Origin of the sequence: Serratia sp. MYb239, assembly GCF_002966855.1 — a bacterium.
GTDB lineage: Bacteria > Pseudomonadota > Gammaproteobacteria > Enterobacterales > Enterobacteriaceae > Serratia_B > Serratia_B rhizosphaerae.
Genome location: NZ_CP023268.1, coordinates 25,931 through 52,791, shown reverse-complemented (window position 1 = coordinate 52,791; position 26,861 = coordinate 25,931). Strand labels below are relative to the sequence as shown.

General features: G+C 60.3%; 18 protein-coding genes and 1 pseudogene. 7 read left to right on the top strand and 12 right to left on the bottom strand.

The features are described from left to right. Window positions 1–85 precede the first annotated feature (85 nt). Genes fdhE through fdnG form a run of 4 tightly spaced genes read right to left on the bottom strand, consistent with a single transcriptional unit; the run spans window position 86 to window position 5,612 of the window. Complete coding sequence (fdhE, locus tag CLM71_RS00225) at window positions 86–1,015, bottom strand: formate dehydrogenase accessory protein FdhE (protein ID WP_105229238.1); 930 nt, start codon at window positions 1,013–1,015, stop codon at window positions 86–88. Continuing rightward, a complete protein-coding gene (gene fdoI, locus CLM71_RS00220) occupies window positions 1,015–1,650 on the bottom strand; it encodes a formate dehydrogenase cytochrome b556 subunit (protein ID WP_105229237.1) in 636 nt (211 codons plus the stop codon). The genes fdhE and fdoI overlap by 1 nt, the downstream gene beginning before the upstream one ends. Beyond that, window positions 1,647–2,552 (bottom strand): formate dehydrogenase subunit beta, encoded by a 906-nt coding sequence (gene fdxH, locus CLM71_RS00215; RefSeq protein WP_015344035.1) that lies wholly within the window; start codon window positions 2,550–2,552, stop codon window positions 1,647–1,649. The genes fdoI and fdxH overlap by 4 nt, the downstream gene beginning before the upstream one ends. Before the next feature lie 12 nt (window positions 2,553–2,564). After that, window positions 2,565–5,612, bottom strand: a complete 3,048-nt coding sequence (fdnG, locus tag CLM71_RS00210; protein WP_158684769.1) for a formate dehydrogenase-N subunit alpha — start codon at window positions 5,610–5,612, stop codon at window positions 2,565–2,567. 345 nt (window positions 5,613–5,957) lie between these two features. Here fdnG and sodA point away from each other — a divergent pair, with 345 nt between their 5' ends. The 3 genes from sodA (at window position 5,958) to yiiM (ending at window position 9,394) form a co-directional block, all read left to right on the top strand. Then, entirely contained in the window at window positions 5,958–6,581 is a 624-nt protein-coding gene (gene sodA / locus CLM71_RS00200) for a superoxide dismutase [Mn] (protein WP_105229234.1), read from the top strand. Window positions 6,582–6,702: 121 nt separating this feature from the next. After that, complete coding sequence (locus CLM71_RS00195; RefSeq protein WP_105229233.1) at window positions 6,703–8,631, top strand: methyl-accepting chemotaxis protein; 1,929 nt, start codon at window positions 6,703–6,705, stop codon at window positions 8,629–8,631. Window positions 8,632–8,722: 91 nt separating this feature from the next. Further along, entirely contained in the window at window positions 8,723–9,394 is a 672-nt protein-coding gene (gene yiiM, locus CLM71_RS00190; RefSeq protein WP_105229232.1) for a 6-hydroxyaminopurine reductase, read from the top strand. Window positions 9,395–9,463: 69 nt separating this feature from the next. Here the strand turns inward: yiiM and CLM71_RS00185 are convergent, their stop codons facing one another. The 4 genes from CLM71_RS00185 to CLM71_RS00170 form a co-directional block, all read right to left on the bottom strand. After that, the gene (locus CLM71_RS00185; RefSeq protein ID WP_105229231.1) at window positions 9,464–9,826 is read right to left on the bottom strand and encodes a YibL family ribosome-associated protein; all 363 of its coding nucleotides are present in this window, start codon (window positions 9,824–9,826) and stop codon (window positions 9,464–9,466) included. A 99-nt stretch (window positions 9,827–9,925) separates the two neighbouring features. Further along, window positions 9,926–10,477, bottom strand: coding sequence for an MltR family transcriptional regulator (locus CLM71_RS00180; protein WP_234008661.1), 552 nt, complete (start codon window positions 10,475–10,477; stop codon window positions 9,926–9,928). Between the two features lie 93 nt (window positions 10,478–10,570). Further along, window positions 10,571–11,725 (bottom strand): mannitol-1-phosphate 5-dehydrogenase, encoded by a 1,155-nt coding sequence (locus CLM71_RS00175; protein WP_105229229.1) that lies wholly within the window; start codon window positions 11,723–11,725, stop codon window positions 10,571–10,573. Window positions 11,726–11,783: 58 nt separating this feature from the next. Next, entirely contained in the window at window positions 11,784–13,703 is a 1,920-nt protein-coding gene (locus tag CLM71_RS00170) for a PTS mannitol transporter subunit IICBA (RefSeq protein ID WP_105229228.1), read from the bottom strand. Window positions 13,704–14,838: 1,135 nt separating this feature from the next. On the opposite strand from CLM71_RS00170, the pseudogene adhE reads away from it, so the two are divergent. After that, window positions 14,839–17,511: pseudogene (adhE, locus tag CLM71_RS00165) on the top strand (bifunctional acetaldehyde-CoA/alcohol dehydrogenase). 42 nt (window positions 17,512–17,553) lie between these two features. Here adhE and CLM71_RS00160 read toward each other — a convergent pair. The 3 genes from CLM71_RS00160 to glyQ all read right to left on the bottom strand — a co-directional run bounded on the left by CLM71_RS00160 (window position 17,554) and on the right by glyQ (window position 21,444). Further along, window positions 17,554–18,273, bottom strand: a complete 720-nt coding sequence (locus CLM71_RS00160; protein ID WP_105229227.1) for a DUF3053 domain-containing protein — start codon at window positions 18,271–18,273, stop codon at window positions 17,554–17,556. Between the two features lie 177 nt (window positions 18,274–18,450). Beyond that, complete coding sequence (gene glyS, locus CLM71_RS00155; RefSeq protein WP_105229226.1) at window positions 18,451–20,520, bottom strand: glycine--tRNA ligase subunit beta; 2,070 nt, start codon at window positions 20,518–20,520, stop codon at window positions 18,451–18,453. Between the two features lie 9 nt (window positions 20,521–20,529). Further along, window positions 20,530–21,444, bottom strand: coding sequence for a glycine--tRNA ligase subunit alpha (gene glyQ, locus CLM71_RS00150; protein WP_015344023.1), 915 nt, complete (start codon window positions 21,442–21,444; stop codon window positions 20,530–20,532). Between the two features lie 276 nt (window positions 21,445–21,720). Here glyQ and CLM71_RS00145 point away from each other — a divergent pair, with 276 nt between their 5' ends. Next, window positions 21,721–23,046 (top strand): MFS transporter, encoded by a 1,326-nt coding sequence (locus CLM71_RS00145; protein WP_105229225.1) that lies wholly within the window; start codon window positions 21,721–21,723, stop codon window positions 23,044–23,046. A 36-nt stretch (window positions 23,047–23,082) separates the two neighbouring features. On the opposite strand, the gene CLM71_RS00140 is transcribed toward CLM71_RS00145, so the two are convergent. After that, entirely contained in the window at window positions 23,083–25,071 is a 1,989-nt protein-coding gene (locus tag CLM71_RS00140) for an autotransporter outer membrane beta-barrel domain-containing protein (RefSeq protein WP_105229224.1), read from the bottom strand. Between the two features lie 197 nt (window positions 25,072–25,268). On the opposite strand from CLM71_RS00140, the gene CLM71_RS00135 reads away from it, so the two are divergent. Together CLM71_RS00135 and CLM71_RS00130 are read left to right on the top strand one after the other, a co-directional pair. Then, window positions 25,269–25,835 (top strand): DNA-3-methyladenine glycosylase I, encoded by a 567-nt coding sequence (locus CLM71_RS00135; protein ID WP_105229223.1) that lies wholly within the window; start codon window positions 25,269–25,271, stop codon window positions 25,833–25,835. A 247-nt stretch (window positions 25,836–26,082) separates the two neighbouring features. Further along, the gene (locus CLM71_RS00130; protein ID WP_105229222.1) at window positions 26,083–26,745 is read left to right on the top strand and encodes an OmpA family lipoprotein; all 663 of its coding nucleotides are present in this window, start codon (window positions 26,083–26,085) and stop codon (window positions 26,743–26,745) included. Window positions 26,746–26,861: the final 116 nt, after the last annotated feature.

The following is a 26,861-nucleotide window of genomic DNA, read 5'->3' as shown; positions in this document are numbered from 1 at the left end:
TGCCAGATAAGACACAGGAAATTACCGAGGCGCCTGCAAAATCACGCCCCAGCCCCTTGTCACAGCGCCTGTCGCCGATTTCCGCCTACTCGCCCGGGAACAGGAATGGGTTGATACTGCTGCGAGCAAATCCCTCGTCTTCCATTTTGGCATCGAGGATCAGGCTCGCCAGATCGTCGGCCACCGCTTCCACCTGTGAATCCTTCTCCTGATAGAGAATTTTCATATAGGTGCCGCAGTCGCCGCAGCTTTCCGCCTTCACCGCCGCCTGTTCGCTGTCCAGCGACCAGTAGTTCAGATCGCGCGTCTGCTCGCAGTTGCTGCACTTCACGCGCACCACGTGCCACTCGCTTTCGCACAGGTTGCAGTGCAGGTAGCGCAGGCCGTTGACGGTGCCGATATGCACCATGCTGGAGACCGGGATGCTGCCGCACACCGGGCAGAACTGGCGGTGTTCGCCGTATTCGGCACGCGCCTTGCCGGGGATCTGGCTGGCCATCTGCGCCCAGTACAGCGACAGCGCCGCCCAGATAAAGGGCGCATTTTCACTGCCCACCTGCGCGAACTCGCGGTTGAGCAAGGCGGTCGCCATCTGCTCCAGCTCCTGCTCGGAGGCCTTCTCCAGGTTATCCAGCACCGCCAGCACGTGCTGCGGCGCCTGCGGGCGCAGCTCGGCGATCAGCGCCGTCAGCAGCGTACGCCAGTGCGCGCTGCGCGGATAAACGCTGAGGTCGAGCGGCGGTTTGCCGCGTTCGGCGCCCTGACGCAGCGCGTCGGACAGGTCCAGCTGCAGCGGGTGGTCATGCTGCGCGTGCTGCTGCGCCTCGGCAATGGCGGCGGCGAAGTGGAGGTAATCCCCCAGCGGGTGATCGGCCGCCAGCTGACGCAGGCGTTCAGCGCGGCGGGTGTACAGGCTTTTCAGATTCGCGAAAAGTAACGGCGGAATTGCTTCCGCCGTGTGTGGCTTTTCACGCTGTGCCCCTAACTGCTCTTTAGGAACAATGCGGATACTCATCAGGGTTTGTTTTCCTGTCGTTTTTCGCGGACCTCACGGTACCAGCGCGGGTGGTGTTTTTTGGCCCAGGCGGCCGGCACCCAGCCTTCGACCATCGCGGTAATGGTGCCTTTCACCCACAGGGCGGCGTACACGTGCACCATAATCACGATAATCAGCCCCACCGCCGCCAGCGAATGCACCAGCAGCGCGATGCGGATCAACGGAATAGGGAAGGCCGGCGCAAAGTAAGGCCGCCAGATGACGATGCCGCTGGCCAGCAGCAACAGCAGGCTGATAATCGCCGCCCAGAAGACGCACTTCTGGCCGAAATTATAGCGCCCGGTGTCGCCGACTTCCTCGTTCATCGCAATCTTGTGGATGTTCCTGGCCCAGAGGATATCTTCACGGTTGATCAGATTATGCTTCCAGTAGCGCAGGAACATCAGCATAAACGCAGCAAACATGATCACCCCGGCGAAGGGGTGCAGAATGCGCGCCAGCTGCGGCGTGCCGAAGATATTCATCAGCCAGTTAAAGGACGGGAAAAAGAACCCCAGCCCGCTGATGGCCGCCAGAATAAAGCAGAACGCCACGATCCAGTGGTTAATCCGCTCCGGCGCGCTGTAGCGCTGAATTGGCTTTTCCTTCCTCATTTGCGCGTCTCCTCATCGTGCAGCTCGTCGTTCTCATCCTCTTCGACGCGGTTCGGGCCGACGCCGACATAGTGGAAGATACTGGCTGCGAAGGTGGCGGCAAAGCCGATGGCCGCCAGCGGTTTCCACACGCCTTTCCAGAACGTCACCGCCGGACTTATCGACGGGTTGTCCGGCAGGCCGTGATACAGCTGCGGCTTATCGGCATGGTGCAGCACGTACATCACGTGCGTGCCGCCGACGCCGGCCGGATCGTACAGCCCGGCATTCTGGTAGCCGCGCGTCTGCAGTTCGCCCACCCGCTCGGCGGCGACGTTTTTCATCGCCTCTTTGGTGCCGAAGTGAATGGCGCCGGTCGGGCAGGTTTTCACGCAGGCCGGTTCCTGGCCGACATCAACGCGGTCGACGCACAGGGTGCATTTGTACACCCGGTTGTCGTCCTTGTTCATGCGCGGCACGTCGAACGGACAGCCGGCGATGCAGTAGCCGCAGCCGATGCAGTGCTCCGACTGGAAGTCGACGATGCCGTTGGCGTATTGGATGATCGCCCCTTCCGACGGGCAGGCCTTCAGGCAGCCCGGATCGGCGCAGTGCATGCAGCCGTCCTTGCGGATCAGCCACTCCAGTTTGCCGCTGTCGTCCATCTCCACTTCGGAGAAACGCATCACCGTCCAGGATTTGGCGGTCAGATCGGCGGGGTTGTCGTACACCCCGACGTTGTGACCGACCTCATCGCGGATGTCGTTCCACTCGGAACAGGCCACCTGACAGGCTTTACAGCCGATACAGGTGGTGACGTCGATCAGCTTCGCCACTTCCGCTTTGTCGTCACGGGCGCGCGGCGCCGGCGTCAGGCCGTTGGTGGCGGATTTACGAATGATGTCCTGAGATTGCATTGCCATAACTCGTCTCCGTTACACCTTTTCCACGTTGACCAGGAACGCCTTGAACTCCGGCGTCTGCGTATTGGCGTCGCCGACAAACGGCGTCAGGGTATTGGCCAGGAAGCCTTTTTTCGCCACCCCGGTATAGCCCCAGTGGATCGGGATGCCGATGGTGTCGACCTCCTGACCGTTCACCTGCAACGTGCGGATACGCTTGGTCACCACCGCCTTGGCCTTGATATAGCCGCGGTTGGAGCTGACTTTTACCGTATCGCCCTGCTTGATGCCTTTCTTCTGCGCCAGTTTCTCGCCGATCTCCACAAACTGCTCCGGCTGCGCGATGGCGTTGAGCCGCGCGTGCTTGGTCCAGTAGTGGAAGTGCTCGGTCAGACGGTAGGTGGTGCCGACGTACGGGAACTTGTCGGATTTGCCCATCGTCGCCAGATCGTCTTTAAACACGCGCGCCGCCGGGTTGGACACCACCTTCGGATGCAGCGGGTTGGTGCCGAGCGGCGTTTCAAACGGCTCGTAGTGTTCCGGGAACGGCCCTTCCGCCATTTTATCGATGGCGAACAGACGCCCCATACCTTCCGGCTGCATGATAAACGGCCCGACGTCGCTGTCCGGCGCGGCGGTGCTGTAGTCCGGCACGTCCATCCCGGTCCACTTGGTGCCGTCCCACTCCAGCATCTGGCGTTTCGGATCCCACGGTTTGCCGGACGGATCGGCCGAGGCGCGGTTGTACAGAATGCGGCGGTTAAGCGGCCACGCCCAGGCCCAGTCCAGCGTGTTGCCGAGACCGGACGGGTCGGCGTTGTCGCGGCGCGCCATCTGGTTGCCGTCCGGCGTCCAGCTGCCGGCGAAGATCCAGCAGCCGCTGGCGGTGGTGCCGTCGTCGCGCAGATGGGCGAAGGTGCTCAACTGCTGGCCTTTTTTCACCAGAACCTTGCCGTCGGCGTCGAGGATATCCGCCAGCGCCTTACCGTTGCTCTCCTGCGCCACCTCTTCCGGCGACGGGTTATCCGGCGTCAGGTAGTCCCAGGTCATGTTCAGCACCGGCTCCGGCGCGGCGCCGCCGTCGCGCGCGTACATCTCGCGCAGACGCGTAAAGATGCCCGACAGAATTTCACCGTCGTTCATCGCTTCGCCCGGGCCGTCGGCGCCCTTCCAGTGCCACTGCAGCCAGCGCGCGGAGTTGACGATCGAACCGTTCTCCTCGGCGAAGCAGGTCGATGGCAGACGGAAGACCTCGGTCTGAATCTGCGACGGATCCACGTCGTTAAACTCGCCGTGGTTCTGCCAGAAGTTGGCGGTTTCGGTATTCAGCGGGTCAATGGTCACCAGGAACTTCAGCTTGGACAGCGAGGCCACCACCTTGTTTTTGTTCGGGAACGACGCCACCGGGTTAAAGCCCTGGCAGAAGTAGCCGTTGACCTTGCCCTGCGACATCATCTCGAAGTACTGCAGCACGTCGTAGCCTTTGTCCCACTTCGGCAGCCAGTCAAAGCCCCAGTCGTTCTCTTTCTGCGCCTTGTCGCCGTAGAAGCTCTTCATCAGGCTGACGAAGAATTTCGGGTAGTTGCTCCAGTAGTTGACCTGCCCCGGCAGCAGCGCCTTCGGCGTGTTGGCGCTCAGGTAGCTGGTCAGATCGGTCTGCTGTTCGGACGGCAGGGTCAGGTAGCCCGGCAGGCTCTGCGACAGCAGGCCCAGGTCGGTCAGCCCCTGGATATTGGAGTGGCCGCGCAGCGCGTTGACGCCGCCGCCGGCCATGCCCATATTGCCGAGCAGCAGCTGGATCATCGCCATGGTGCGGATGTTCTGCGCCCCGACCGAGTGCTGCGTCCAGCCCAACGCATACAGGAACGACGCGGTGCGGTCATGAGCGCTGGTTTCGGCGATATATTCACACACCTGCAGGAAGTCGGCCTTCGGCGTACCGCAGATATTCTCCACCACTTCCGGCGTGTAGCGGCTGACGTGCTCTTTCAGCATGTTCCACACGCAGCGCGGATCCTGCAGCGTGACGTCGCGCTTGGCGTAGCCGTTTTCGTCCAGCTGGTAGTTCCAGGTGGTTTTGTCGTACTTGTGGTTGTCGGCGTCGTAACCGCTGAACAGGCCGTCTTCAAAGGCAAAGTCTTCCCGCACCAGCAGGCTGGCGTTGGTGTAGGCCTCGACGTACTCGCGGTTGATTTTGTTATTGGTGATCAGGTACAGCAGGACGCCCGACAGGAAAGCAATGTCGGTGCCGGAACGGATTGGCGTATAGAAATCCGCCACCGATGCCGTACGGGTAAAGCGCGGATCGATCACAATCAGCTTGGCTTTATTGTGAATTTTGGCTTCCATCGCCCAGCGGAACCCCACCGGATGCGCTTCTGCCGCATTACCGCCCATCACGACGATCAAATTCGCGTTCTTAATATCCACCCAGTGGTTGGTCATCGCACCGCGACCAAATGTTGGAGCAAGACTTGCTACCGTTGGTCCGTGTCAGACGCGCGCCTGGTTGTCTACGGCCAGCATGCCGAGAGCGCGGGTGAATTTCTGTGTTAAATAGCCGGTTTCATTACTGGCGCCTGATGCGCACAGCATGCCGGTGGACAGCCAGCGGTTAACGGTGGCGCCCTGTTCATTAGCGGCGATAAAGTTGGCGTCGCGGTCTTCTTTCATCAGCCTGGCGATGCGGGTAAAGGCGTCATCCCAGCTGAGGCGCTGCCATTTGTCGGAGCCTGGCGCGCGGTATTCAGGGTACTGCAGCCGGCCTTCGCTGTGGATGAAATCCACCAGACCTGCGCCTTTCGGGCAAAGCGCGCCGCGGCTGACCGGATGATCCGGATCCCCTTCGATATGGAAAATGCTCTCTTTTGCGTTCTTGGCGCCGTCGCCAAGGCTGTACATCAACAACCCACAGCCGACGGAACAGTATGTACAGTTGTTACGGGTTTCACGGGCGCGCAGCAGTTTGTACTGCCGGGTTTCCGCTAACGCCGCCTCGGGGGTGAACCCCAGCGCGGCCACCGTCGTCCCTGCCATACCGCCAGCGCAGATCTTAAAGAACTGCCTTCTGCTGACCTGCATGGGGGGTCTCCTTCATCGCGTAGTCACATTGTTTCGAATGCGCTTGCCTCACGCCAGGCGTGGAAGCGCTAATAATGATCGTTGTTATAGTGGTAACGTTATAACGCCCGTATATTACCATAGCGATACAGGGGTTGTTATAAAGCCGTGCTGTCTCAGTGAATAATATAAACACAAAATGACACAAAAGTGAGACATTGATCACAGTCATGGGTTGCGCAAAAACCGCACAAAGCACAGGGCATTGATAATCATTTTCAATATCATTTAATTAACTATAATGATCCGACTGCTTACGCGGTGCTTACATCCTTGCGCCGCCCTATCACACTGGAGACGATGATCATGAGTTATTCACTGCCATCACTGCCGTACGCCTATGACGCGCTGGAACCGCACTTTGACAAGCAGACGATGGAGATCCATCACACCAAACACCATCAGACCTACGTCAACAACGCCAACACCGTGCTGGAAGCCTACCCGGAACTGGCTTCCCTGAGCGTTGAAGAGCTGATCAAAGACCTGGATAAAGTCCCGGCCGACAAGCGCACCTTTATGCGCAACAACGCCGGCGGCCACGCCAACCACAGCTTCTTCTGGAAAAACCTGAAAACCGGCACCTCCCTGTCCGGCGATCTGAAAGCCGCCATCGAGCGTGACTTCGGCAGCGTGGAGAAATTCCAGGAAGAGTTCGAGAAAGCCGCCGCCACCCGCTTCGGCTCCGGCTGGGCCTGGCTGGTGCTGAAAGACGACGGCAAACTGGCGGTGGTGTCTACCGCTAACCAGGACAGCCCGCTGATGGGCGAAGCCGTTGCCGGCGCATCCGGTTTCCCGATTATCGGCCTGGACGTGTGGGAACACGCTTACTACCTGAAATATCAGAACAAACGTCCGGACTACATCAAAGCATTCTGGAACGTGGTGAACTGGGACGAAGCCGCCGCGCGTTTCGCCGCCAAGAAGTAATCTTCGCCTCACCGCATAATGCCCGCCTCCCGCGGGCATTTTTTGTTTAAAAACCCGCTAAAGTTTATCCCTGCCATGCCGATGGTCTTTCCAATCACATCGCTTAAAAAAAGGACAAACCATGGCGGTATTACAAACATTAACAGGCAGGTATCTTCACCTTGGCGTAGGGAAAAAACTCACTCTCGGCTTCGTCCTGATGCTGCTGTTGGCGATAGCCATCGCCGCTACCGGCATCCGCTACCTCACACTGATCGAATCCCGCTCTGCACGCATCGATTTCAGCGACCGGCTGAGTCACGAAATCAATGAGGCCCGCTACAACCGGGCACTGTATGCGCAGAGCTACCGCGCCGAATACCTGGAAGAAAACTACAAAAATATCAACGCCGCAGAAAAGCTTATCGCCCAGGGACAAAGCCTGGACTGGGACCCGCAAAGCCGCAAAGATTTGCAACGGCTGGTAGACATGCTTGGCAAATACCAACAGCAACAGCAGAAATTCATCGACGCGATCGCCGCCAAAAACGCCATTCGCCAGAGCTGGAATATGTCGGAAGTCCAGCAACAGCTCGCGCAGGCCGAACGTCAGATCGGCAGCGGCGATCTGCAGCTGGCCTTTATTCAGCTTGGCAGGCAACTGACGCAGATCCGCTATAATGCGCGCGGCCTGCTGCTGAACCTGACCCGCGATGCTGAAGCACCGCTGCTGGCCGCCATTGATGACGCCCGCCACGGCGCGCAAACGCTGCACCAGCGGCTGCCTGATGCACAAAAATCCCTGCTGCAGCCCTTACTCGACACGCTGGACGATTATCTCGTCCATATCAAAGCCTATATGCCCGCCTATGAGCATGAGCAGGCGCTGAACGCCGAGCTGGGAAAAAACGCCGGCGACATCGGCAAGCTGGTGCGCGCTTTTCTGAAAGATGAGCTGACCCAGACCAAAAACGACATCGACAGTGCGCAGTGGAAGATGGGCCTGACCACGCTGCTCGCCATTATCGCCGGGCTGCTGGTGTCGTGGCGGATGACGCTGCAGATCACCCGGCCGCTGAGCAACACGCTGGAAATCGCCCAGCGCATCGCTACCGGCGATCTACGCCGGGTGGAGGTGCCTGAACGCCGCGACGAACTGGGTCAACTGCTGCAGGCGATGGCGACGATGAACCAGAACTTGCGCGATATGATTGAAAAAATTCAGCAAGGGGTCGGCCAGGTCTACACCGCCGCCGGTGAAATCTCCGCCGGCAATACCGACCTCTCCTCACGCACCGAACAGCAGGCGGCAGCGGTGGAAGAAACCGCCGCCAGCATGGAGCAGCTGACCGCCACGGTGAAGCAGAATGCGGACAACGCCCATCACGCCAACCAGCTGACGTCGGACGCCTCTAAAACCGCCCAGCAGGGCGGCAAGCTGGTGAGCAGCGTGGTCGCCACCATGCGCGATATTTCCAGCAGTTCGCAGCGTATTGCTGAAATTACCACCTTGATCAACGGCATTGCCTTCCAGACCAATATTTTGGCGCTGAATGCCGCCGTCGAAGCGGCGCGCGCCGGCGAGCAGGGGCGCGGTTTCTCGGTGGTGGCCAGCGAAGTGCGCAGCCTGGCGCAGCGCTGCGCGCAGGCGGCCAAGGAGATTGAGGGACTGATCGGCGAATCGGTCGACCGCGTACAAAACGGCACCGCACTGGTGGAAGACACCGGCAGCACCATGGAGCAGATCGTACTCGCCGTCGGCCACGTGCGCGACATCATGGCGGAGATCGCCTCCGCCTCCGATGAGCAGACGCGCGGCATCGACCAGATAGGCCAGGCGATTGCCGAAATGGATCAGACCACGCAGCAAAATGCCGCGCTGGTGGAACAGTCCGCCGCCGCCGCCGACTCGCTGGAGGAGCAGGCGGAAATTCTGCAGCAGAGCGTGGCGGTGTTCCGGCTGGAAGATGCGCCGTCACGTGGCGCCGAGCCGCCCGATGCGCCGCCCGCGCGCGTGGTGAAAACCGTCGCGCCCGCGCCAAGCGAACAGGATAACTGGACCACGTTTTAACCGTATCGCCGCGCCGTTTTCGGGGCGGCGTCTCTGTTCCTCCCGGCGCACACGGGCTATGCTAGAACCAGTCCTGAGCCAGGAGGCGCCTATGACCAATCCCGCCGTTTATATCGGCCACATTCAGACCTATCCGGGCGAACACCCGAGCGCGATTGCCAAACGGCAGGTCGACGGCGCCCTGCCGCTGACCCCGCTCGGCCTGGAGGGCGATCAGCAGGCGGAAAAAAGCTATCACGGCGGCCCCGATCGCGCGCTGTGCCACTACCCGAGCGAACATTATGACCACTGGCGACAGCAGTTTCCGGCGCAGGCCGAACTGTTCAGCGCGCCGGCATTCGGCGAAAACCTCTCAACCCGCGGGCTGACCGAGCACAACGTGTTTATCGGCGATATTTTCCGCTGGGGCGACGCGTTGATTCAGGTGACCCAGCCGCGCTCGCCGTGCTTCAAGCTCAATTATCATTTCGACATCGACGATCTGTCGCTGCTGATGCAGCAAAGCGGCCGCTGCGGCTGGCTGTACCGGGTGATCTCTCCCGGGCAGGGCAGCGGTGACCAGCCGCTGCTGCTGGCGACGCGCTGCAGCGACGTCTCGCTGGCCGAGGCGATCGGCATCGCCTGGCACATGCCGTTCGATGAGGAGCAGTATCGCCGCCTGTTGTCGGCGGCCGGGTTGTCCGCCAGCTGGAGTAAAACCATGCTGTTGCGTATTACCCGCGGCAAAATCGAAGATTTTAACCGTCGTTTGCTGGGGCGCTGACGCCGGGCGGCGAAGGAAGAAGGACGACGGGGCAGGCAGACGGGGCGCACGCGTCGCCCCGTCCGAACATCAAAACGCTTTTTTCGCGTAGCCGGTGACCGCTTTCAGGCCCATTTCACGGCCCAGCGCGGTCATCGGGTGCACCACCACCAGCCCGCGCACGCTTTTTTTCAGCGCGCCCATATCGGCCTGCTCTTTTTTGGTGATTTCACGGCTGAACGGCAGTTTTTTCAGCTTCTGCGCTTCGTCGCTCAACTTTTCCGTACGCACGTTTTTCAGACGCTCGATCTCCGTCGCCAGCTTCTCTTTTTCCTTGTTGTGCTGCGCGATCAGCTCCGGGTTGCCCTGCTGGATGACCTGGACATCTTTATGGTTCAGCGCGTCCAGCTGGTCGCTAAGGCGCTTAATCTCTGCCTTTTCTTTCTCTTTCATTTCTCTGACCTGAAGTGCCGAACCGGCACGTTTAAAGGAGGGTTTGCTGCATTGTAGCAAAATGCGCGGCCGGTTACCCGGCGGGATACGCGGACGCCGTTACGCGCGTCCGAGCGGGGAGAGGCGGGACGGCTGCTTGGCGCCGATGCCGGCAATCAGCGCGGTCACCGACAACACCATGGTGGAGCGCACCATCTGCTGGTAGCGCTGCTGCTGCATCGCCAGCAGCGCTTCATCCGCCTCGCCGGGCGGCAACAGCGCCGGCGGCGGCGGCAGTGCGCTGACGCAGTGCAGCTCGCCGAACGGCCCGAGGATTTCATCATCGACAAAACGATACTCGGCGCCGTCGTGGTTCAGCTCCTCACGCAGCGCCATCAGCAGTTCGGCGTCTTCATACTCATGACGCGCGATCACCCCGAGGCCATACATCAGCTTCAGCCGCACCGACAGTTCCCCCAGGGGGCCGGCGCCGGACAACAGCGGCTCGACGGCATATTTCACCGCATAGTCGTCCTTGCGAAACACCTGCACCACCAATACGTTCAGCGCTTCCGCCAGCAGCTCTACCGCCGCAATCAGGAAACTGCGTACCGTTTTGCCGGCGTTCAGCTTTTCCAGAACCTGGTTTTCAAATGCCTGTGCTTCTTCCATCGTCGCTGTTCGAAAGGCGTAAGGGAGGCCGTCAATGGCGAACTCGGGCTGCAGGAGCGCAGCAGGCTGCGCCCGTGTGTTCATCATCACGCACTACTTTTGCATGGCGTTATACACAGCTACGGCCTGTTCCACAACCTCGCCGTCTTCCGGCAGACCGGAAATTTGCGCCAGCGCGGCTTTCGGCCCGCGTTCGCTCAGCAGCTGAGCCAGTTCCTGCGCCTGCGGATCCTGCGCGCTGCGGTAATGCATGGCGGCGGCAACGCCCCGAATCAGGTTGGCGTGCGGCAGGCCATACTCCAGCGTGCCCAGCAGCGGCTTGATCAGACGGTCGCCGGCGCTCAGTTTACGCAGCGGCTGACGGCCCACGCGCTCGACGTCGTCGTGCAGGTAGGGGTTTTCAAACCGGCTGAGGATTTTCTCGATATAGGCCGCGTGTTTTGCCGGCTCAAAGCCGTAGCGCTTGATCAGCACCGCGCCGCTCTCCACCATCGCGCCCTTCACCACCAGGCGCACCGCCGGGTCGAGAATTGCGTCGCGGATGGTCTGCAGCCCGGCCTGCTGGCCCAGATAGGCGGTAATCGCGTGGCCGGTATTGAGCGTGAACAGTTTACGTTCGACAAACGCCATCAGGTTATCGGTCAGCTCCATACCGGCAATCGCCGGCGGCGCGCCCTTGAACTGGGTCTGGTCGACGATCCATTCGCTGAAGGTCTCCACCGTTACCGCCAGCGGATCGTCGCTGCCCACTTCCGCCGGCGGCACGATGCGATCCACAGCGGAATCGACGAAGCCGACATGCTGCTCCGCCCACGCCTGCTCTTCCGCCGACAGTTCGGCGAAGACGTGCTGTTTCAGCTGGCTGCTGGTGCCGCGCACCATGTTCTCGCAGGCGATAATATTCAGCGGCTGTTGATTGCCCTGGCGGCGGCGTTCGCTCAGCCCTTTGGCGATCGTAGCGGCAATTTTGGCCAGGATCTGCGGGCCGACGGCGGTGGTGACGATATCGGCGTCGGCGATCAGCGCCACGGCGTCATCGCTGCCGCTGTTGACCGCGTTGACGTTATTCACCGTTTTCGTGCGTTCCTGCTCGCCGACGACGCGCACCGGGTAGCTATGGCGTTGATTGAGCGCGTCCAGCACCGTCTGGTTAACGTCGGCGAAAGTCAGTTCGGCATGCGCATCGGCCAGCAGTTTGCCAATAAAGCCGCGGCCGATATTACCGGCGCCAAAATGTAATGCTTTCATAATGATAACCTTCTTAAATATGACAAGGGCGCAGCCTGTCGCCGCGCCCTTATGGGATTTAGTCTTTCTTGCCGCCGAGCAGCTCCAGCACTTCCTGCACGCTTGTCGTATTCGCCAGGCGCTCAATCACCGTATCGTCGTCCAGCGCATTGGTCAGGCTGGTAATCACCTGAATATGTTCGTTATTGCGCGCGGCGATGCCGATCACTAGGCGAGCCACCTCATCTTCTTCCTCGCCGAAGCGCACGCCCTGCGGGTACTGGCAGAACACCACCCCGGTGCGCAGCACGCGGTCTTTCGCCTCAATGGTGCCGTGCGGCACGGCGATGGATTCCCCCAGATAGGTGGAGGTGAGTTTTTCACGCTCCAGCATCGCCGGCACGTATTCCGCCTCGACGTAGCCGCCTTTCACCAGTTGCTCGCCGGCAAAGCGGATCGCCTGCTCTTTATCGCTGGCCTCCAGGCCGAGGAACACGTTGCCCTCGCCCAGTTTGAACAGCGCCGGTTCATCGTCGGCGGCGCTCTCTTCCGGCGCGGCGGCCGCCGGCTGCGGCTGCTGAGACGCGCCGTCGTTGGCGGCCAGCAGACGCGCGGTCAAATCGCTGTACAGGTTGCTGTCGAGGAAGTTGGTCAGCGAGATATGCTGCGCCTGCGGCGCATGACGCATCGCGCGCTCCGTCAGGTCGCGGTGGGTGATCACCAGATCCACGTCGTCCGGCAGGTTGTTGATGGCGCTGTTGGTGACCGAAATACTGCTCAGCCCGGCGTCGGCCACTTTCTTGCGCAGCACCCCGGCGCCCATGGCGCTGGAGCCCATGCCCGCATCGCAGGCCACGATGATTTTGCGTACGGTGCTCAGATCGCCGTCCAGCGCGGCGCCGGTCGGCTGGCCGCCTTTCGCCTGCGATTTCATGTCGCGCATCCGGCGGGTTGCTTCTTCCAGATCGTCCTCTTCTTTCACTTTTGAGGTTTTCAGCAGGAAGCCGGCAACCACGAAGGAGACCACAAAGGCTGCGAAGATTGCCGCCAGGTTGGCGAAATAGGCGCCCTTCGGCGTCATCGCCAGCACCGCCAGAATCGAGCCGGGCGATGCCGGAGACACCAGCCCGCCGTTCAGCATCGTCAGCGTAAACACGCCGGTCATGCCGCCGAGGATCACCGCCAGAATCAGGCGCGGGTTCATCAGCACATACGGGAAGTAGATTTCGTGAATGCCGCCGAAGAAGTGGATGATCGCCGCGCCGCCGGCGGACTGCTTGGCATTGCCGCGGCCGAAGAACATATACGCCAGCAGCACGCCTAGCCCCGGGCCGGGGTTGGCTTCAATCAGGAAGAAGACGGATTTACCGGCCTCGGTCGCCTGCTGAATGCCCAGCGGCGAGAAGATGCCGTGGTTGATGGCGTTATTCAGGAACAGGATTTTCGCCGGTTCGACGAAGATCGAGGTCAACGGCAGCAGGTTATGCACCACCATCACGTGGACGCCCGCCGCCAGCAGTTTGGACAGCGCTTCCACCAGCGGCCCGATGCCGAGGAAGGCCAGGATCGCCAGCAGCATGCCGATAATGCCGGCGGAGAAGTTATTCACCAGCATCTCGAAGCCGCTTTTGATCTTGCCGTCCACCCAGCGGTCAAAATGCTTGATGGCCCAGCCGCCCAGCGGGCCGGCGATCATTGAGCCGAGGAACATCGGCATATCGGCGCCGACGATCACCCCCATGGTGGTGATGGCGCCGACCACGCCGCCGCGCTCACCGCCCACCAGTTTACCGCCGGTGTAGCCAATCAGCAGCGGCAGCAGGTAGGTGATCATCGGGCCGACCAGCTTGCCCAGCGTTTCGTTCGGCAGCCAGCCGGTTGGGATAAACAGTGCGGTGATGATGCCCCAGGCGATAAACGCGCCGATATTCGGCATCACCATATTGCTGAGGAAACGGCCAAAGTTCTGCACTTTAACCTTAATGTCTGGTGAAAGCATAAAACACACCCCTATTGTGAAGCGGTAATAGCATTACGCGCCGGCGAATAAGAGCGCGCATTATTGTTGTTACGATCCAGCCGCTTGGTGCTGTCTGTGAGGCGGACTCTAGCACGCTCGGTTGACAACGCGTACCTCATGGAAATTTTGTGACACAAGTCACTCAAATGACCGCAAAATACCACCCTGCATAGTGATCACAGTCACATTTTTGTCGTGTAAAAAAGCAACACCGCGGCAATCCCGACCGAAATACGCCATTTTATGTGACTCAAATCACACTTAGTCTTTTGTTGTTTGTTTTTATATTGTGATGTTAGTCACAATTTATTTTCACTGCGCTAACGCCTGGCGGAAAATGTTGCGGTCATCCCGTGCCGGCAGGCGACATCGTGGAGAAACAGGGCGTCTGCCCGTAAGAAAGTTACAACGCGGAATTATCGTGAAGTGTAGTACAGAAACCACCCGGCGCAGTGTATCCTGCCAGGTTCCTCGCGGACGCTTTAGCGCCATTCTTGTCCGTTTGCCCCCCTCACCCCATCTCTTTTGTTCTTTATCCCGTGGGATGTCGCCATCAAAATCCACCAAAGGGCACATACCGATGAAAGACGTTATTATTCTTTGTGTTAATTAAAAAACGAAAAATCCATCACCGCAGTGAGAAAAATAATCTCATCAAACCATAACATGGTCTACTGCAGCCTGGCGGAAACTGCCAGCAGGCATCTTTCTCGACCCTAAAGACACACTTGGTTTTATATTCACTCACTTACTCAAAAAATAAAAAACAAAATCACAAAAAGAAATATAACCTCAGAATCGACGACAAAAAAAACGGCAAAAACAAACAAAAAACACATAAACAACAGTTAATTATGAAAATAAAAAACAACAAATAGAAAATAAAACAAATGCGGTACTATCAGCATGAAAATAATTTCAACGACAATATATATTCATTGATAATCACATCATAATCATTCGATATGCATATTAAAAAAATATTTATCCATCCTAATTATCCAGTTAGGATTTTTTTTAGCCTTCCGCTAGAAAGCCGCCACGGGCTACCTATACTTTCTCTCTACCTTGCTATTTTGTTTTTTATTTATTGCATTTTTTACGGGAGAGAAATATGCCACACATCACGACGTCGAATTTAAACAAGTTAATTACGCGTGTCAGAAAAGCCCAGGCGATATTCGCCGACTATTCTCAGGCGCAGGTTGACAGAATTTTTCATGCCGCGGCCCTGGCGGCGGCTGATGCCCGCATCCCACTGGCGCAGCTGGCGGTTGACGAGTCAGGCATGGGGATCGTTGAAGATAAAGTCATGAAGAATCAATTTGCTTCCGAGCATGTCTATCATGCCTACAAGGATGAGGTGACCTGCGGTATTTTGGCAGAAGATGACGCCTTCGGCACCCTGACCATCGCCGAGCCGATCGGGGTTATTTGCGGGATCGTCCCCGCCACCAACCCCACGTCGACGGTCATTTTCAAGGCGCTGATCAGCCTGAAAACCCGTAACGGCATTATTTTTTCTCCTCATCCCAGAGCCAGCAAGGCCGCGAATAAGGCGGCGGAAGTGATCTTGCGCGCTGCGGTAGACGCCGGCGCGCCGCCCGATATTATCGGCTGGCTGGACAGCCCCACCGTCGAGATGGCGGATCGGTTGATTCACCATCCGCAGGTGGATCTGATCCTGGCGACCGGCGGCCCCGGCCGCGTAAAAGCCTCATACAGCTCCGGCAAACCCGCCATCGGCGTAGGCGCCGGCAATACGCCGGTCGTGGTCGATGAAACGGCGGATATCAAACGCATGGTCGCCTCCGTGTTGATGTCCAAAACCTTCGATAACGGCATGATTTGCGCCTCCGAACAGTCGGTGATCGTCGTCGACGCCGTGTATGACGAGGTGCGTGCACGCTTTGCCGCCAACGGCGGCTATCTGCTGCCGGAAGCGCAGCGGCAGGCGGTGCGCGACATCATTGTGAAAAATGGCCGCATCAATGCCGACATCGTCGGTCAATCCGCATTGAGAATCGCCGAAATGGCGGGTATTGAGGTGCCGCCCAACACCAAAGTGCTGATTGGCGAGGCAACCGAGATAGGCGAGAGCGAACCGTTCTCCGGCGAGAAACTCTCCCCGCTGCTGGGCATGTATCGCGCACAGCACTTCGATGACGCCATCAATAAAGCCGTCGCCCTGGCCGCGTTTGGCGGCGCCGGCCACACCTCTTGTCTGTATACCGATCAGGATAATCAGAAGGCGCGCATCGCCCGCTTCGGCAGCCGGCTAAAAACGTCGCGCATTCTGATCAACACGCCGGCATCCCAAGGCGGCATCGGCGATCTGTATAACTTTAAGCTGCCTCCGTCCATGACGCTGGGCTGCGGCTCCTGGGGCGGTAACTCCGTTTCAGAAAATATCGGCCCCAAACACCTGCTCAACCGTAAAACCGTGGCCAAGCGCGCGGAAAACATGCTGTGGCACAAACTGCCGCAGGCCATCTACTTCCGCCGCGGCGCCTTATCCTCTGCACTGAAATAGGTCGCCGTACAGGGCAAAGCCAGACGCGCGTTTATCGTCACCGGCCCGTATCTGTTCAGCCAGGGGTTCGTCAAACCGGTGCTGGCCATTCTGCATGCGCAAGGCGTGGAAACCGACGTGTTCTCCGAGGTGGGTGCGGAGCCAACCCTGACGATGGTCAACGCCGGCGCCCAGCGCATGCTGCAGTTTAAACCGGACGTGATTATCGCACTCGGCGGCGGTTCGCCGATGGATGCCGCCAAGGTAATGTGGATGATGTATGAACATCCCGACGTCAAATTCAGCGATCTCGCCCTGCGTTTTCATGACATCCGCAAACGCATTTACACTTACCCCAACACCCGGATAAAAGCCCGGCTGATCGCCATCCCCACTACCTCCGGCACCGGTTCGGAGGTCTCGCCGTTCGCCGTCGTCACCGACGAAGCCAGCGGACAAAAATACCCGCTGGCCGACTATGCGCTGACGCCCGATATGGCGATCGTCGATGCCGATCTGGTAATGAATATGCCCAAAACGCTGTGCGCCTACGGCGGTATGGATGCCATCACCCATGCCGTGGAAGCCTATGTCTCGGTGCAGGCCAACGAATATGCCGACGGGCAGGCGCTGCAGGCGCTGAAGCTGCTGAAGGAGAGCCTGCTGCTCAGCTACCAGGCCGGCGCGCAAAACCCGCGGGCGCGGGAACGGGTGCACAATGCCGCCACCATCGCCGGCATCGCCTTCTCCAATGCGTTTCTCGGCATCTGCCACTCCCTGGCGCACAAGCTGGGGGCGGAATTTCCCATCGCCCACGGGCTGGCCAACGCCATGCTGCTGACCAACGTCATTCGTTACAACGCCAATGACGGCCCCGCCAAGCAGACGGCCTTCAGCCAGTACGATCGCCCGCAGGCCCGCTGCCGCTATGGCGAAATCGCCGATCATCTGGGGCTGGCCGCCGCCGGCGACAGCGCAGAGCAAAAGGTCGAGAACCTGCTGACGTGGCTGGAGGGATTAAAGGCGGAGCTGGCGATCCCGGCTTCGCTGCAGGAGGCCGGCGTTGATGAAACGCATTTTCTGTCGGTGCTGGATAAGCTGGCGGTTGACGCCTTCGATGACCAGTGCACCGGCACCAATCCGCGCTATCCGCTGATTAAGGATCTTCGGCAGCTCCTGCTGGACTGTTTTTACGGCCGCTATTACAGCGATGCGCCCGACGTCGAGCGCCAGCGCGCGGTGAAAGAAAAAGAGGCCGTCAAAGTCACGGACTAACGCTAAATGCGCCCTGCTGGTCAGGGCGCATGTCCGGCAGGCTTAACGCACCACCTCATTGATGGCTTTCTGTGCGTTCTGCAGGTCCTGCTGCTTCGCCGCCAGATTGGTCATCATGGCGTTGTACTGCGCTACCTGCTGCTGATTGCGGAACTGCACGCCGCCGTTGTTAAAGCTGACCTGATTGCCCTGCGCCTGCAGGAAATCCCCTACCTGCACCAGCTCCTGAATAAAGCCGGCCGCTGCCGGAATGGTCGGCATCAGCGCGTTGGCCGGCGCGGTGACGATTTTGTCATAGGCCTGGTTATACACCGCCTTCAGATCGTCCGGCTGCTTCAGCGCCGTACGGGCGCTGTCCGCCTGCGACTTGGCGGTCTGTATCTGCTGCCCCAGCAGATTAAGCGCGCCTATCGACTGCTGCAGCCCGTCGCGCTTGCTGATGTAATCCTGCGCGGTGCGGATCTGGCTCACCTGATCGATCGCCGGTGTCAGACTGGCGTCAACGGATTTGGTTAACTGCTGTGAAAATGCGACTAAAATTGCGTAATCGCCGGCATAGTTGCCAAACTTCTGCTTTTGGTCTTCGCTCAGCGTCGGTATTTTCACGCCGCTGCGCATTACGGTGTTTTGCAGATAGTCGATAAATGCCTTGCGCTGCTCCGGCTCTTTATCGCCGCAGGCGGTCAGCTGCATCACCACCAACAACGCCACAATCGGCGCCAACCAGCGCATTACGCCTTTGCTCTGAATCCCTACCGCCATGTGAAATAACTCCCGTGATAAACGTGTCTTTTCATCAGCTTCCTGCCTTTTTCGCTCTCCCTGCGCCTATAAGAATAGAACAACTGATGCGGGTTCGATACGCGATTTACCGATCGCCGCGGCAAAAAGGCGTAAAAAAAGGCGCCCGCAGGCGCCTTCGTTCCTCACCGCGCAGACTTACTGCAGCACGGAGATATCCGCCACCTGCAGGAACAGCTCGCGCAGTTTGCTCAGCAGCGTCAGGCGGTTAACGCGCACTTCTTCATCTTCCGCCATCACCATCACGCTTTCGAAGAACTCGTCGACGGTTTCACGCAGCGCCGCCAGCTCCACCAGCGCTTCCTGGTAGCGGCCTTCGGCGAAGTACGGCTGCAGCTTGTCGCGCAGCACCACCAGATGCGTCGCCAGCTTCAGCTCCGCCGGCTCTTTCAGCACCGACGCGCGCACCTGATCCAGCAGGGTGTCGGTGGATTTGGCCAGAATGTTGGAGACGCGCTTGTTCGCCGCCGCCAGCGCCGCCGCTTCGTCCAGCGTGCGGAAGTGGCTCACCGCTTTCACCCGGGCGTCAAAGTCCGCCGGCTTGGTCGGACGACGCGCCAGCACCGCCTGAATGGTGTCGACCGCGTGGCCTTCTTCCTGATACCAGGCGCGGAAACGGCCCAGCATAAAGTCCACCACCTCATCCACCACCTTGGCGTTGGTCAGCTTGCTGCCGTACAGGCGCACCGCTTCTTCCGTCAGGGTCTGCAGGTCCAGCGGCAGGTTCTTCTCAACGATGATACGCAGCACGCCCAGCGCCGCGCGGCGCAGCGCAAACGGGTCTTTGTCGCCTTTCGGGTGCTGGCCGATGCCGAAGATGCCCGCCAGGGTGTCCATCTTGTCGGCAATCGCCAACGAACAGGCGACCAGCGACTGCGGCAGCGCATCGCCGGCAAAGCGCGGCTGATACTGCTCGTTCAGCGCGACGGCCACGTCTTCCGCTTCGCCGTCGTGACGCGCATAGTGCATGCCCATCACGCCCTGGGTGTCGGTAAATTCGAACACCATGTTGGTCATCAGGTCGCACTTCGACAGCAGGCCGGCGCGGGTGGCGTGGTTGACGTCGGCGCCGATCTGGCCGGCAATCCAGCCCGCCAGCGCCTGAATGCGGTCGGTTTTGTCACGCAGGGTGCCCAACTGCTTCTGGAACAGGACGCTCTCCAGCCGCGGCAGGTTGTCTTCCAGACGCTGCTTGCGGTCGGTGTCGAAGAAGAACTCGGCGTCAGCCAGACGCGGGCGCACCACCTTCTCGTTACCGGAGATGATTTGCTGCGGATCTTTCGATTCAATATTGGCGACGAAGATAAAGTTCGGCAGCAGTTTGCCCGCGGCGTCGTACACCGGGAAGTACTTCTGGTCGCCCTTCATGGTGTACACCAGCGCTTCCGCCGGCACCGCCAGGAATTTCTCTTCAAACTTCGCCGTCAGCACCACCGGCCATTCCACCAGCGACGCCACTTCTTCCAGCAGGCTGTCGCTCAGATCGGCCTTGCCGCCAATCTTTTGCGCCGCCAGCTCGGCGTCGCGCTTGATGATCGCCTTACGCGCTTCATAATCCGCCACCACTTTGCCACGTTCCAGCAGGATTTGCGGATACTGGTCGGCGTTATCCAGGGTGAATTCCGGCTCGCCCATAAAACGGTGGCCGCGCACGGTGCGCGCCGACTCGATGCCCAGCACGGTGCCCGGGATAAGCTCATCGCCCAGCAGCATGGTCACGGTATGCACCGGACGCACGAACTGAGTCTCCTGGTCGCCCCAGCGCATCAGTTTCGGAATCGGCAGCTTCGCCAACGCGGTGCTGACCATCTCCGCCAGCAGCTGCTGCGCGGACTGGCCTTTGACCAGCGCGCGGTACAGCAGCCACTCGCCTTTGTCGGTTTTCAGACGCTCGGCCTGATCGACGCTGATGCCGCAGCCGCGCGCCCAGCCTTCGGCCGCTTTGCTCGGCTTGCCTTCGGCGTCAAACGCCTGCGCAATCGCCGGGCCGCGTTTTTCAACTTCGCGATCGGCCTGCGCCGCGCTCAGGTTCGCCACTTTCAGCGCCAGACGGCGCGGCGCGGCGAACCAGCTGACGTCGCCGTGCTCAAGGTTGGCGTTGTCCAGCTCGGCGCTGAAGTTGGCGGCAAAGGATTCCGCCAGGGAACGAAGAGCCTTCGGCGGCAGCTCTTCCGTGCCGATTTCCACCAGGAAAGTCTGTTGAGTCATGGCTGCCTCTTAGTTCTCGTTCTTTTTACACATCGGGAAGCCTAACGCCTCGCGGGACGCGTAGTAGGCTTCCGCCACGGCTTTGGTCAGCGTGCGGATGCGCAGAATATAGCGCTGACGCTCGGTGACGGAGATCGCCTTGCGCGCGTCCAGCAGGTTGAAGGTGTGTCCGGCCTTCAGAATGCGCTCATACGCCGGCAGCGGCAGCGGTTTTTCCAGCGCCAGCAACTGCTGCGCTTCTTTCTCGTACTGCTCGAAGCAGCTGAACAGGAAATCCACGTCGGCGTATTCAAAGTTGTAGGTCGACTGCTCCACTTCGTTCTGATGGAACACGTCGCCGTAGGTGGTTACGCCCAGCGGGCCGTTGCTCCACACCAGATCGTAGACGCTGTCCACGCCCTGGATATACATCGCCAGACGCTCCAGGCCGTAGGTGATCTCGCCGGTCACCGGCTTGCACTCCAGGCCGCCGACCTGCTGGAAGTAGGTGAACTGGGTCACTTCCATGCCGTTCAGCCACACTTCCCAGCCCAGGCCCCAGGCGCCGAGCGTCGGGTTTTCCCAGTTGTCTTCCACGAAGCGGATGTCGTGGATAGTCGGATCCAGACCCAGCTCTTTCAGCGAGCCCAGGTACAGTTCCTGAATATTGTCCGGTGAAGGCTTAATCACCACCTGGAACTGGTAGTAGTGTTGCAGGCGGTTCGGGTTTTCACCGTAGCGGCCGTCGGTCGGACGGCGGGACGGCTGCACATAGGCGGAGGCCATCGGCTCTGGGCCCAGCGCACGCAGGCAGGTCATAGGGTGAGAGGTTCCCGCGCCGACTTCCATGTCCAATGGTTGAACAATGGTGCAGCCCTGGCGCGCCCAATAGTCCTGCAGTGTCAGGATCAGGCCCTGAAAGGTCTTGGTATCAAACTTTTGCATGTTAGATTCGCACGCGATACAAGTGGATTTAGATGGAATGGGCCAGTATACCCGTTGACCGTAAGATATACAGCCAGAATCCGGCCTCCGGTGTAAATCAGCGTGCAAAAAAACGTTTTGCGCACCAGCGCGGCGCATCGGCACGCTGAAAGCGCATGTTCTGCTGCCGCCTGGCCTCTCCGCCGCCGCGGCCGGCGCGCACTGCGCCGTTTATCGCCGCGGCTGGCACCAATCTTGCTCGCTGCCTGAGGTTCCCCACGCTCAGGAGGTTGTTCCATGCAGGCAGACAGTCGTTATCGCTACCGCATTTTCGCCATGATGTTTTTTATCGCGCTGATTAACTATGTCGATCGCGGCGCGCTGTCGTTCGCCGCCAACGACATCGCCCGCGAGTTCGGTTTCAACAAGACGCAGCTGGGGGCGGTGCTGGGCTACTTCGGCTTCGGCTATCTGTTCGGCTCGCTGTGCGGCGGCATCCTCGCCGACCGCGTCGGCAGCAAAAAAGTCTGGCTGCTGGCCGGCGCGCTGTGGTCGCTGCTGGAGATCGCCACCGCCTGGGCGGGCGAATTGGGCGTTGCGCTGTTCGGCGGCTCCGCGCTGATGGGCTTCGCCGCCCTGCGCATCCTGTTCGGCTTTGCCGAAGGCCCGGCCTACGCGCTGATGAATAAAACCATCGGCCACTGGTCGCCGCGCAAAGAGCGCGGCTTCGCGCTGGGTATCGGGCTGCTGAGCACGCAGATCGGCTCGCTGCTGACCGCGCCGCTGGCGGTCGGCCTGCTGCTGCTGACCGACGACTGGCGCAGTATGTTTATGCTGCTCGGGCTGTTCTCGCTGCTGGCGATTCTGCTGTTCGCCGCCTGCTTTACCGATACGCCGGCGCAGCACCCGAAGGTTAACGCCGCCGAACTGGCGGCAATTGGCAGCGATCGGGAGGAAAATGACGAGCATCAGGCGCCGCTGCCGTGGCGGGCGTTCTTCACCAACCGCACCCTGGTGTTCAACGCGCTCGGCTACTTTTCCTTTCTGTATGTCACCTTTGTGCTGGTCACCTGGGGACCGAAATATCTGCAGGACAGCTTCCATTACGACCTGCATGCGCTGTGGTATGTGGCGATGATCCCGTGGAGCGGCGCCTGCTTCACCGTGCTGCTCGGCGGACGCATCACCGATGCGCTGCTGGCGCGCAGCGGTAACCTGCGTGTGGCGCGCAATCTGTTCGCCGCCGTCACGCTGCTGCTGACCGCCGGCTGCTTCCTGCTGATCCCGTTTATGCAGTCGCCCGCCGCGATTATTGCGCTGATGACGCTGGGCAACGCGCTGAACGCGCTGGTGAATAACGTGTATTGGTCGGTGGTGCTGGACGTGACGCCGAAAGCGTCGGTCGGGGCGTACAGCGGCATTACGCTGGCCATCGCCAACCTGGCGTCCATCAGCGCGCCGATGCTCAGCGGCTGGCTGGCGCAGCAGCACGGCTACAGCGCGATGTTCTTCGCCACCGCGCTGGTCTCTTTCTGCAGCATGCTGTGCATGACCCGGCTGCAGCCGGAAAAGAAAATTACCGCCCGCGCCGCCGCCGCCAGCATTGCGCGCCATCCCGCCTGATATGCGCCGGGCGTAGGAAAACGCCCGGCAGGCTCATCAAAAGCGGGCGCTGACGCCGACGTTGTACATCACCTGTTCGCCGCTGCTCAGGCCGCCGGTTTGCGATACGGTGGCGAACGCCGCCACCCGGTCGGTCAGCGGCATATTGGCGCCGAGCGTCACATCGACCCAGTTTTTATCCTGGCCGGCGGCGTCACGGGTAAACGAGGTTTGCGTCGACTTCAGACCGCCGCCGGCGCGATATACGTCGTCGCCGAACTGATGCTGATAGCTGATTTCAGCGTACGGATTAACCACACCGAGATTGCTGTCCAGCCGCCAGCCCAGCGCGCCGATCTGCGAATGGTAGGTTTGATCGTTAAAGCGCATCGCGGTGCTGTCATTACCGTCTTCGCTATAGCCGGAAACGTTGCTGTAGTCCCAGGCAAACTGCGCCATCGGCCCGGTGGTCAGGCTGGCGGTCAGCGGGAAGTCATAGCCGGCGGTAACGCGTGCACCCCACTGTTTACCGGAGGTCGAACCGGTTTCGCTGCGCGTTAGCGGGCCAAGCTGCACGCTGCGGCGAATATCGTCGTAATCCAGTCTGGCGTAGTGCAGATCGGCATTCACCCAGCCGTGTTCAAACACATCCAGCGAGGTAAAGGCGGAGAACAGCACGCCGCGCGCCTTGTAGTCATAGCGGCTGGAGGGTTGCTGATCGTCATTGGCGCCGGCGATCAGCGCGCCGATCAGCCAGCGGTCCGTCAGTTGGTAATCCACCCCCAGCGTCAGATTGTGGGTGGTGGCGTTGCCGTCGCCGGCCGCGTTATTGGCGGCATAATCATAATGTTGCCCGGCATAGCCGCCGAATACCCCCAACGCCCCCTGCGGGTTGCCGCCGCTGCGCAGCTGCTGGAGACGGCTGTCGAGGGTGGCGCGGCTGTCGCGCGCCATCGCCGCCGTCGCCTGCGTCAGCGCCGCCGCCTGCGCCGGGCCGTCCAGCACCGCCTGAATATAATCGGCAATCAGCAGGTGCGCCTGCGGGCTGGGGTGGAAATGGTCGGCAAACAGGAAGGCCTGGCCGTCGTTAAAACCGGGCGCGGCGGAACGACATACCGCCGAAGAAACGCCGGCCGGACACGCCATGCCGGCGGTATTGGTGAAGCCGAACTGCTGCGGATTGGCGATCACCTCGCCAAACAGCCGGTTCACGTCGGCGCGTACGATATTGCCGCCGCCCTGCGCCAGCAACTGGTCCTCGCTGCGGTTATAAAAATCGGTCAGTTGGCCCGCCTGCGCGCTCAGGCTGTCATAGGCGGCGATCAGCTGTGCGGCGATCGCCTGCTGCATCTGCGGATCGCTGCTGCCCTGCTGGGCCGCTGCGCTCAGCGCCCGGTGAATCGCCTGCTGCCGCGAGGCGGCGTCCGGCGTCGCCACCGCGTTCAGCGCCGCATAGGCCGCCTGCAGTGCGGCGGCCTGCACCGGCGCCAGCGCCTGTTGCACAATCGCTTCCATCAACTGCGGGGTAAAGCCGATGTTCGGCACCGTCGGCACGATCACCGTACCGGCGCCGGCATCCAGCAGGGAGCGTACCTGCAGCGCCGCCGCTGCCGCGCTGTTATAGCTGACCTGCGACGCTGTAGCCGGATTTAACGCCGCCGCCGCCAGATCGTTGCCGCCGATCCAGTGAATATACAGGCCGTTACCGTCGGCGCGGCCGTTGTTCTGCCCCAGATAGCGCTGCACCTGTTCCTGGGTATTGTCCGCCGGGTTGAGCGCCGGCACCGCCACCGCACCGCCGGCCGCATAGTTGTCGCCGCCGAGATCGGACGCCAGCAGCGCCGCACCGATACGCTGCGCCAGCGCTTCGTCGTACAGCTGATGCCGGCTGCCATCGTAGGTGTAGCGTCCGTTGTTGCCGCTGTCGCTCAGGCTGTCGCCAAACACATACACCCGCTCATGGGCCGATGCGGACGCCGCCAGCCCCAGGACTAAAGCCACCGCCAGCGCTGCCCTGCCGGGAGCGCGCATTATTTTTAGAGGCATGAATTGACTCCTGAGAGTCCGTAAATATTAAAGAAAAAACCGCGTATTTTTTGACCATTTGTTAAACGGCACTGTTATAAATATTGTCGGCTTTTCCCTCACGTCAAGGCGGCAGATAATAAAATAATCAGAGACTTGCCAGATACGCCGTTTAGGGCAATGATGGCTGTAAATATATACAGAAAAAGGAACTTTGTATGACTGACCAACGCTGCGGCTGGGTCACCGCCGATCCGTTGTATCTGGCCTATCACGATCATGAATGGGGCGTGCCGACCACCGATGCGCGCGAACTGTTTGAAATGCTGTGTCTGGAGGGGCAGCAGGCGGGGCTTTCCTGGATCACCGTGCTGAAAAAGCGTGAAAACTACCGCCGCGCCTTCCATAACTTCGATCCGGCGCGGGTCGCCGCCATGACCGAACAGGACGTGGAGCGGCTGCTGCAGGATGCCGGCATTATCCGCCACCGCGGCAAAATCGAAGCGATCATCGCCAATGCCCGCGCCTATCTGGCAATGCAGGCCGCCGGCGAGGAGTTCGTCACCTTTATCTGGCGCTTTGTCGACGGCCGGCCGCAGCTTAATCACTGGCACGAACTGGCGCAGGTGCCGGCAAAGACCGAAGTCTCCGACGCCATGTCGAAAGCACTGAAAAAACGCGGCTTCAAATTTATCGGTTCCACCATCTGCTACGCCTTTATGCAGGCCAGCGGCCTGGTGAACGATCATCTCACCGATTGTCTCTGTTACCCCAAAACGCCGTAAATAACGTTCAGCAATGCGCTTTCAGAATTCTGGACATAGCCATCCCACGCGTTTTGCCGGATAACAGAGGCGCCTGAAAAGGCACAAAAAAAGCGTTTGTCGCGCCTGGCCGGAACTGCCGGCCGGAAAAGACGTCATACTAGCGCGCCACATGGAGTCTTCACGCTGGCGCTGGCCCAATGGCTATTTTTAAGCGCTTCCCGATTGGAAATATGCGCACAGATTTTGATGCACAAAAGGAAATAACATGAAAAAACGCGTTGCGATTATCGCCGCCGCCGTGGCGATGACCATGGCTCTGTCGGCCTGTACCACCAACCCTTACACCGGCGAGTCTCAGGCAGGTAAATCCGGCGTCGGCGCCGGCCTGGGCGCGGCGCTGGGCGCTGGCATCGGCGCACTGTCGTCATCGAAGAAAGACCGCGGCAAAGGCGCGCTGATCGGCGCTGCGGCCGGTGCGGCCCTCGGCGGCGGCGCAGGCTACTACATGGACGTGCAGGAAGCGAAACTGCGCGACAAAATGCGCGGCACCGGCGTCAGCGTTACCCGTCAGGGCGACAACATCGTGCTGAACATGCCGAACAATGTCACCTTCGACACCGACAGCAGCACGCTGAAACCGGCGGGCGCCAACACCCTGACCGGCGTGGCGATGGTGCTGAAAGAGTACCCGAAAACCGCGGTTAACGTTGTCGGCTACACCGACAGCACCGGTGCGCGCGCCCACAATATGAAGCTGTCGCAGCAGCGCGCCGACGGCGTCAGCAGCGCGCTGATCACCCAGGGCGTAGCCGCCAACCGCATCCGCAGCGTCGGCGCCGGCCCGGACAACCCGATTGCCTCCAACAGCACCACCGAAGGCAAGGCGCAAAACCGTCGCGTGGAAATCACCCTCAGCCCGCTGCAGTAACCGGCGGCTGTTGACGGGGCCGGGCAACGTCCAGCCCCGTGCGCGACCGCCCTGCTTCAGCGCCGGCCCCATCAGGCTCTTCGTCAGTAGGAAGAGCGCCGCGCACTATGTTAGTC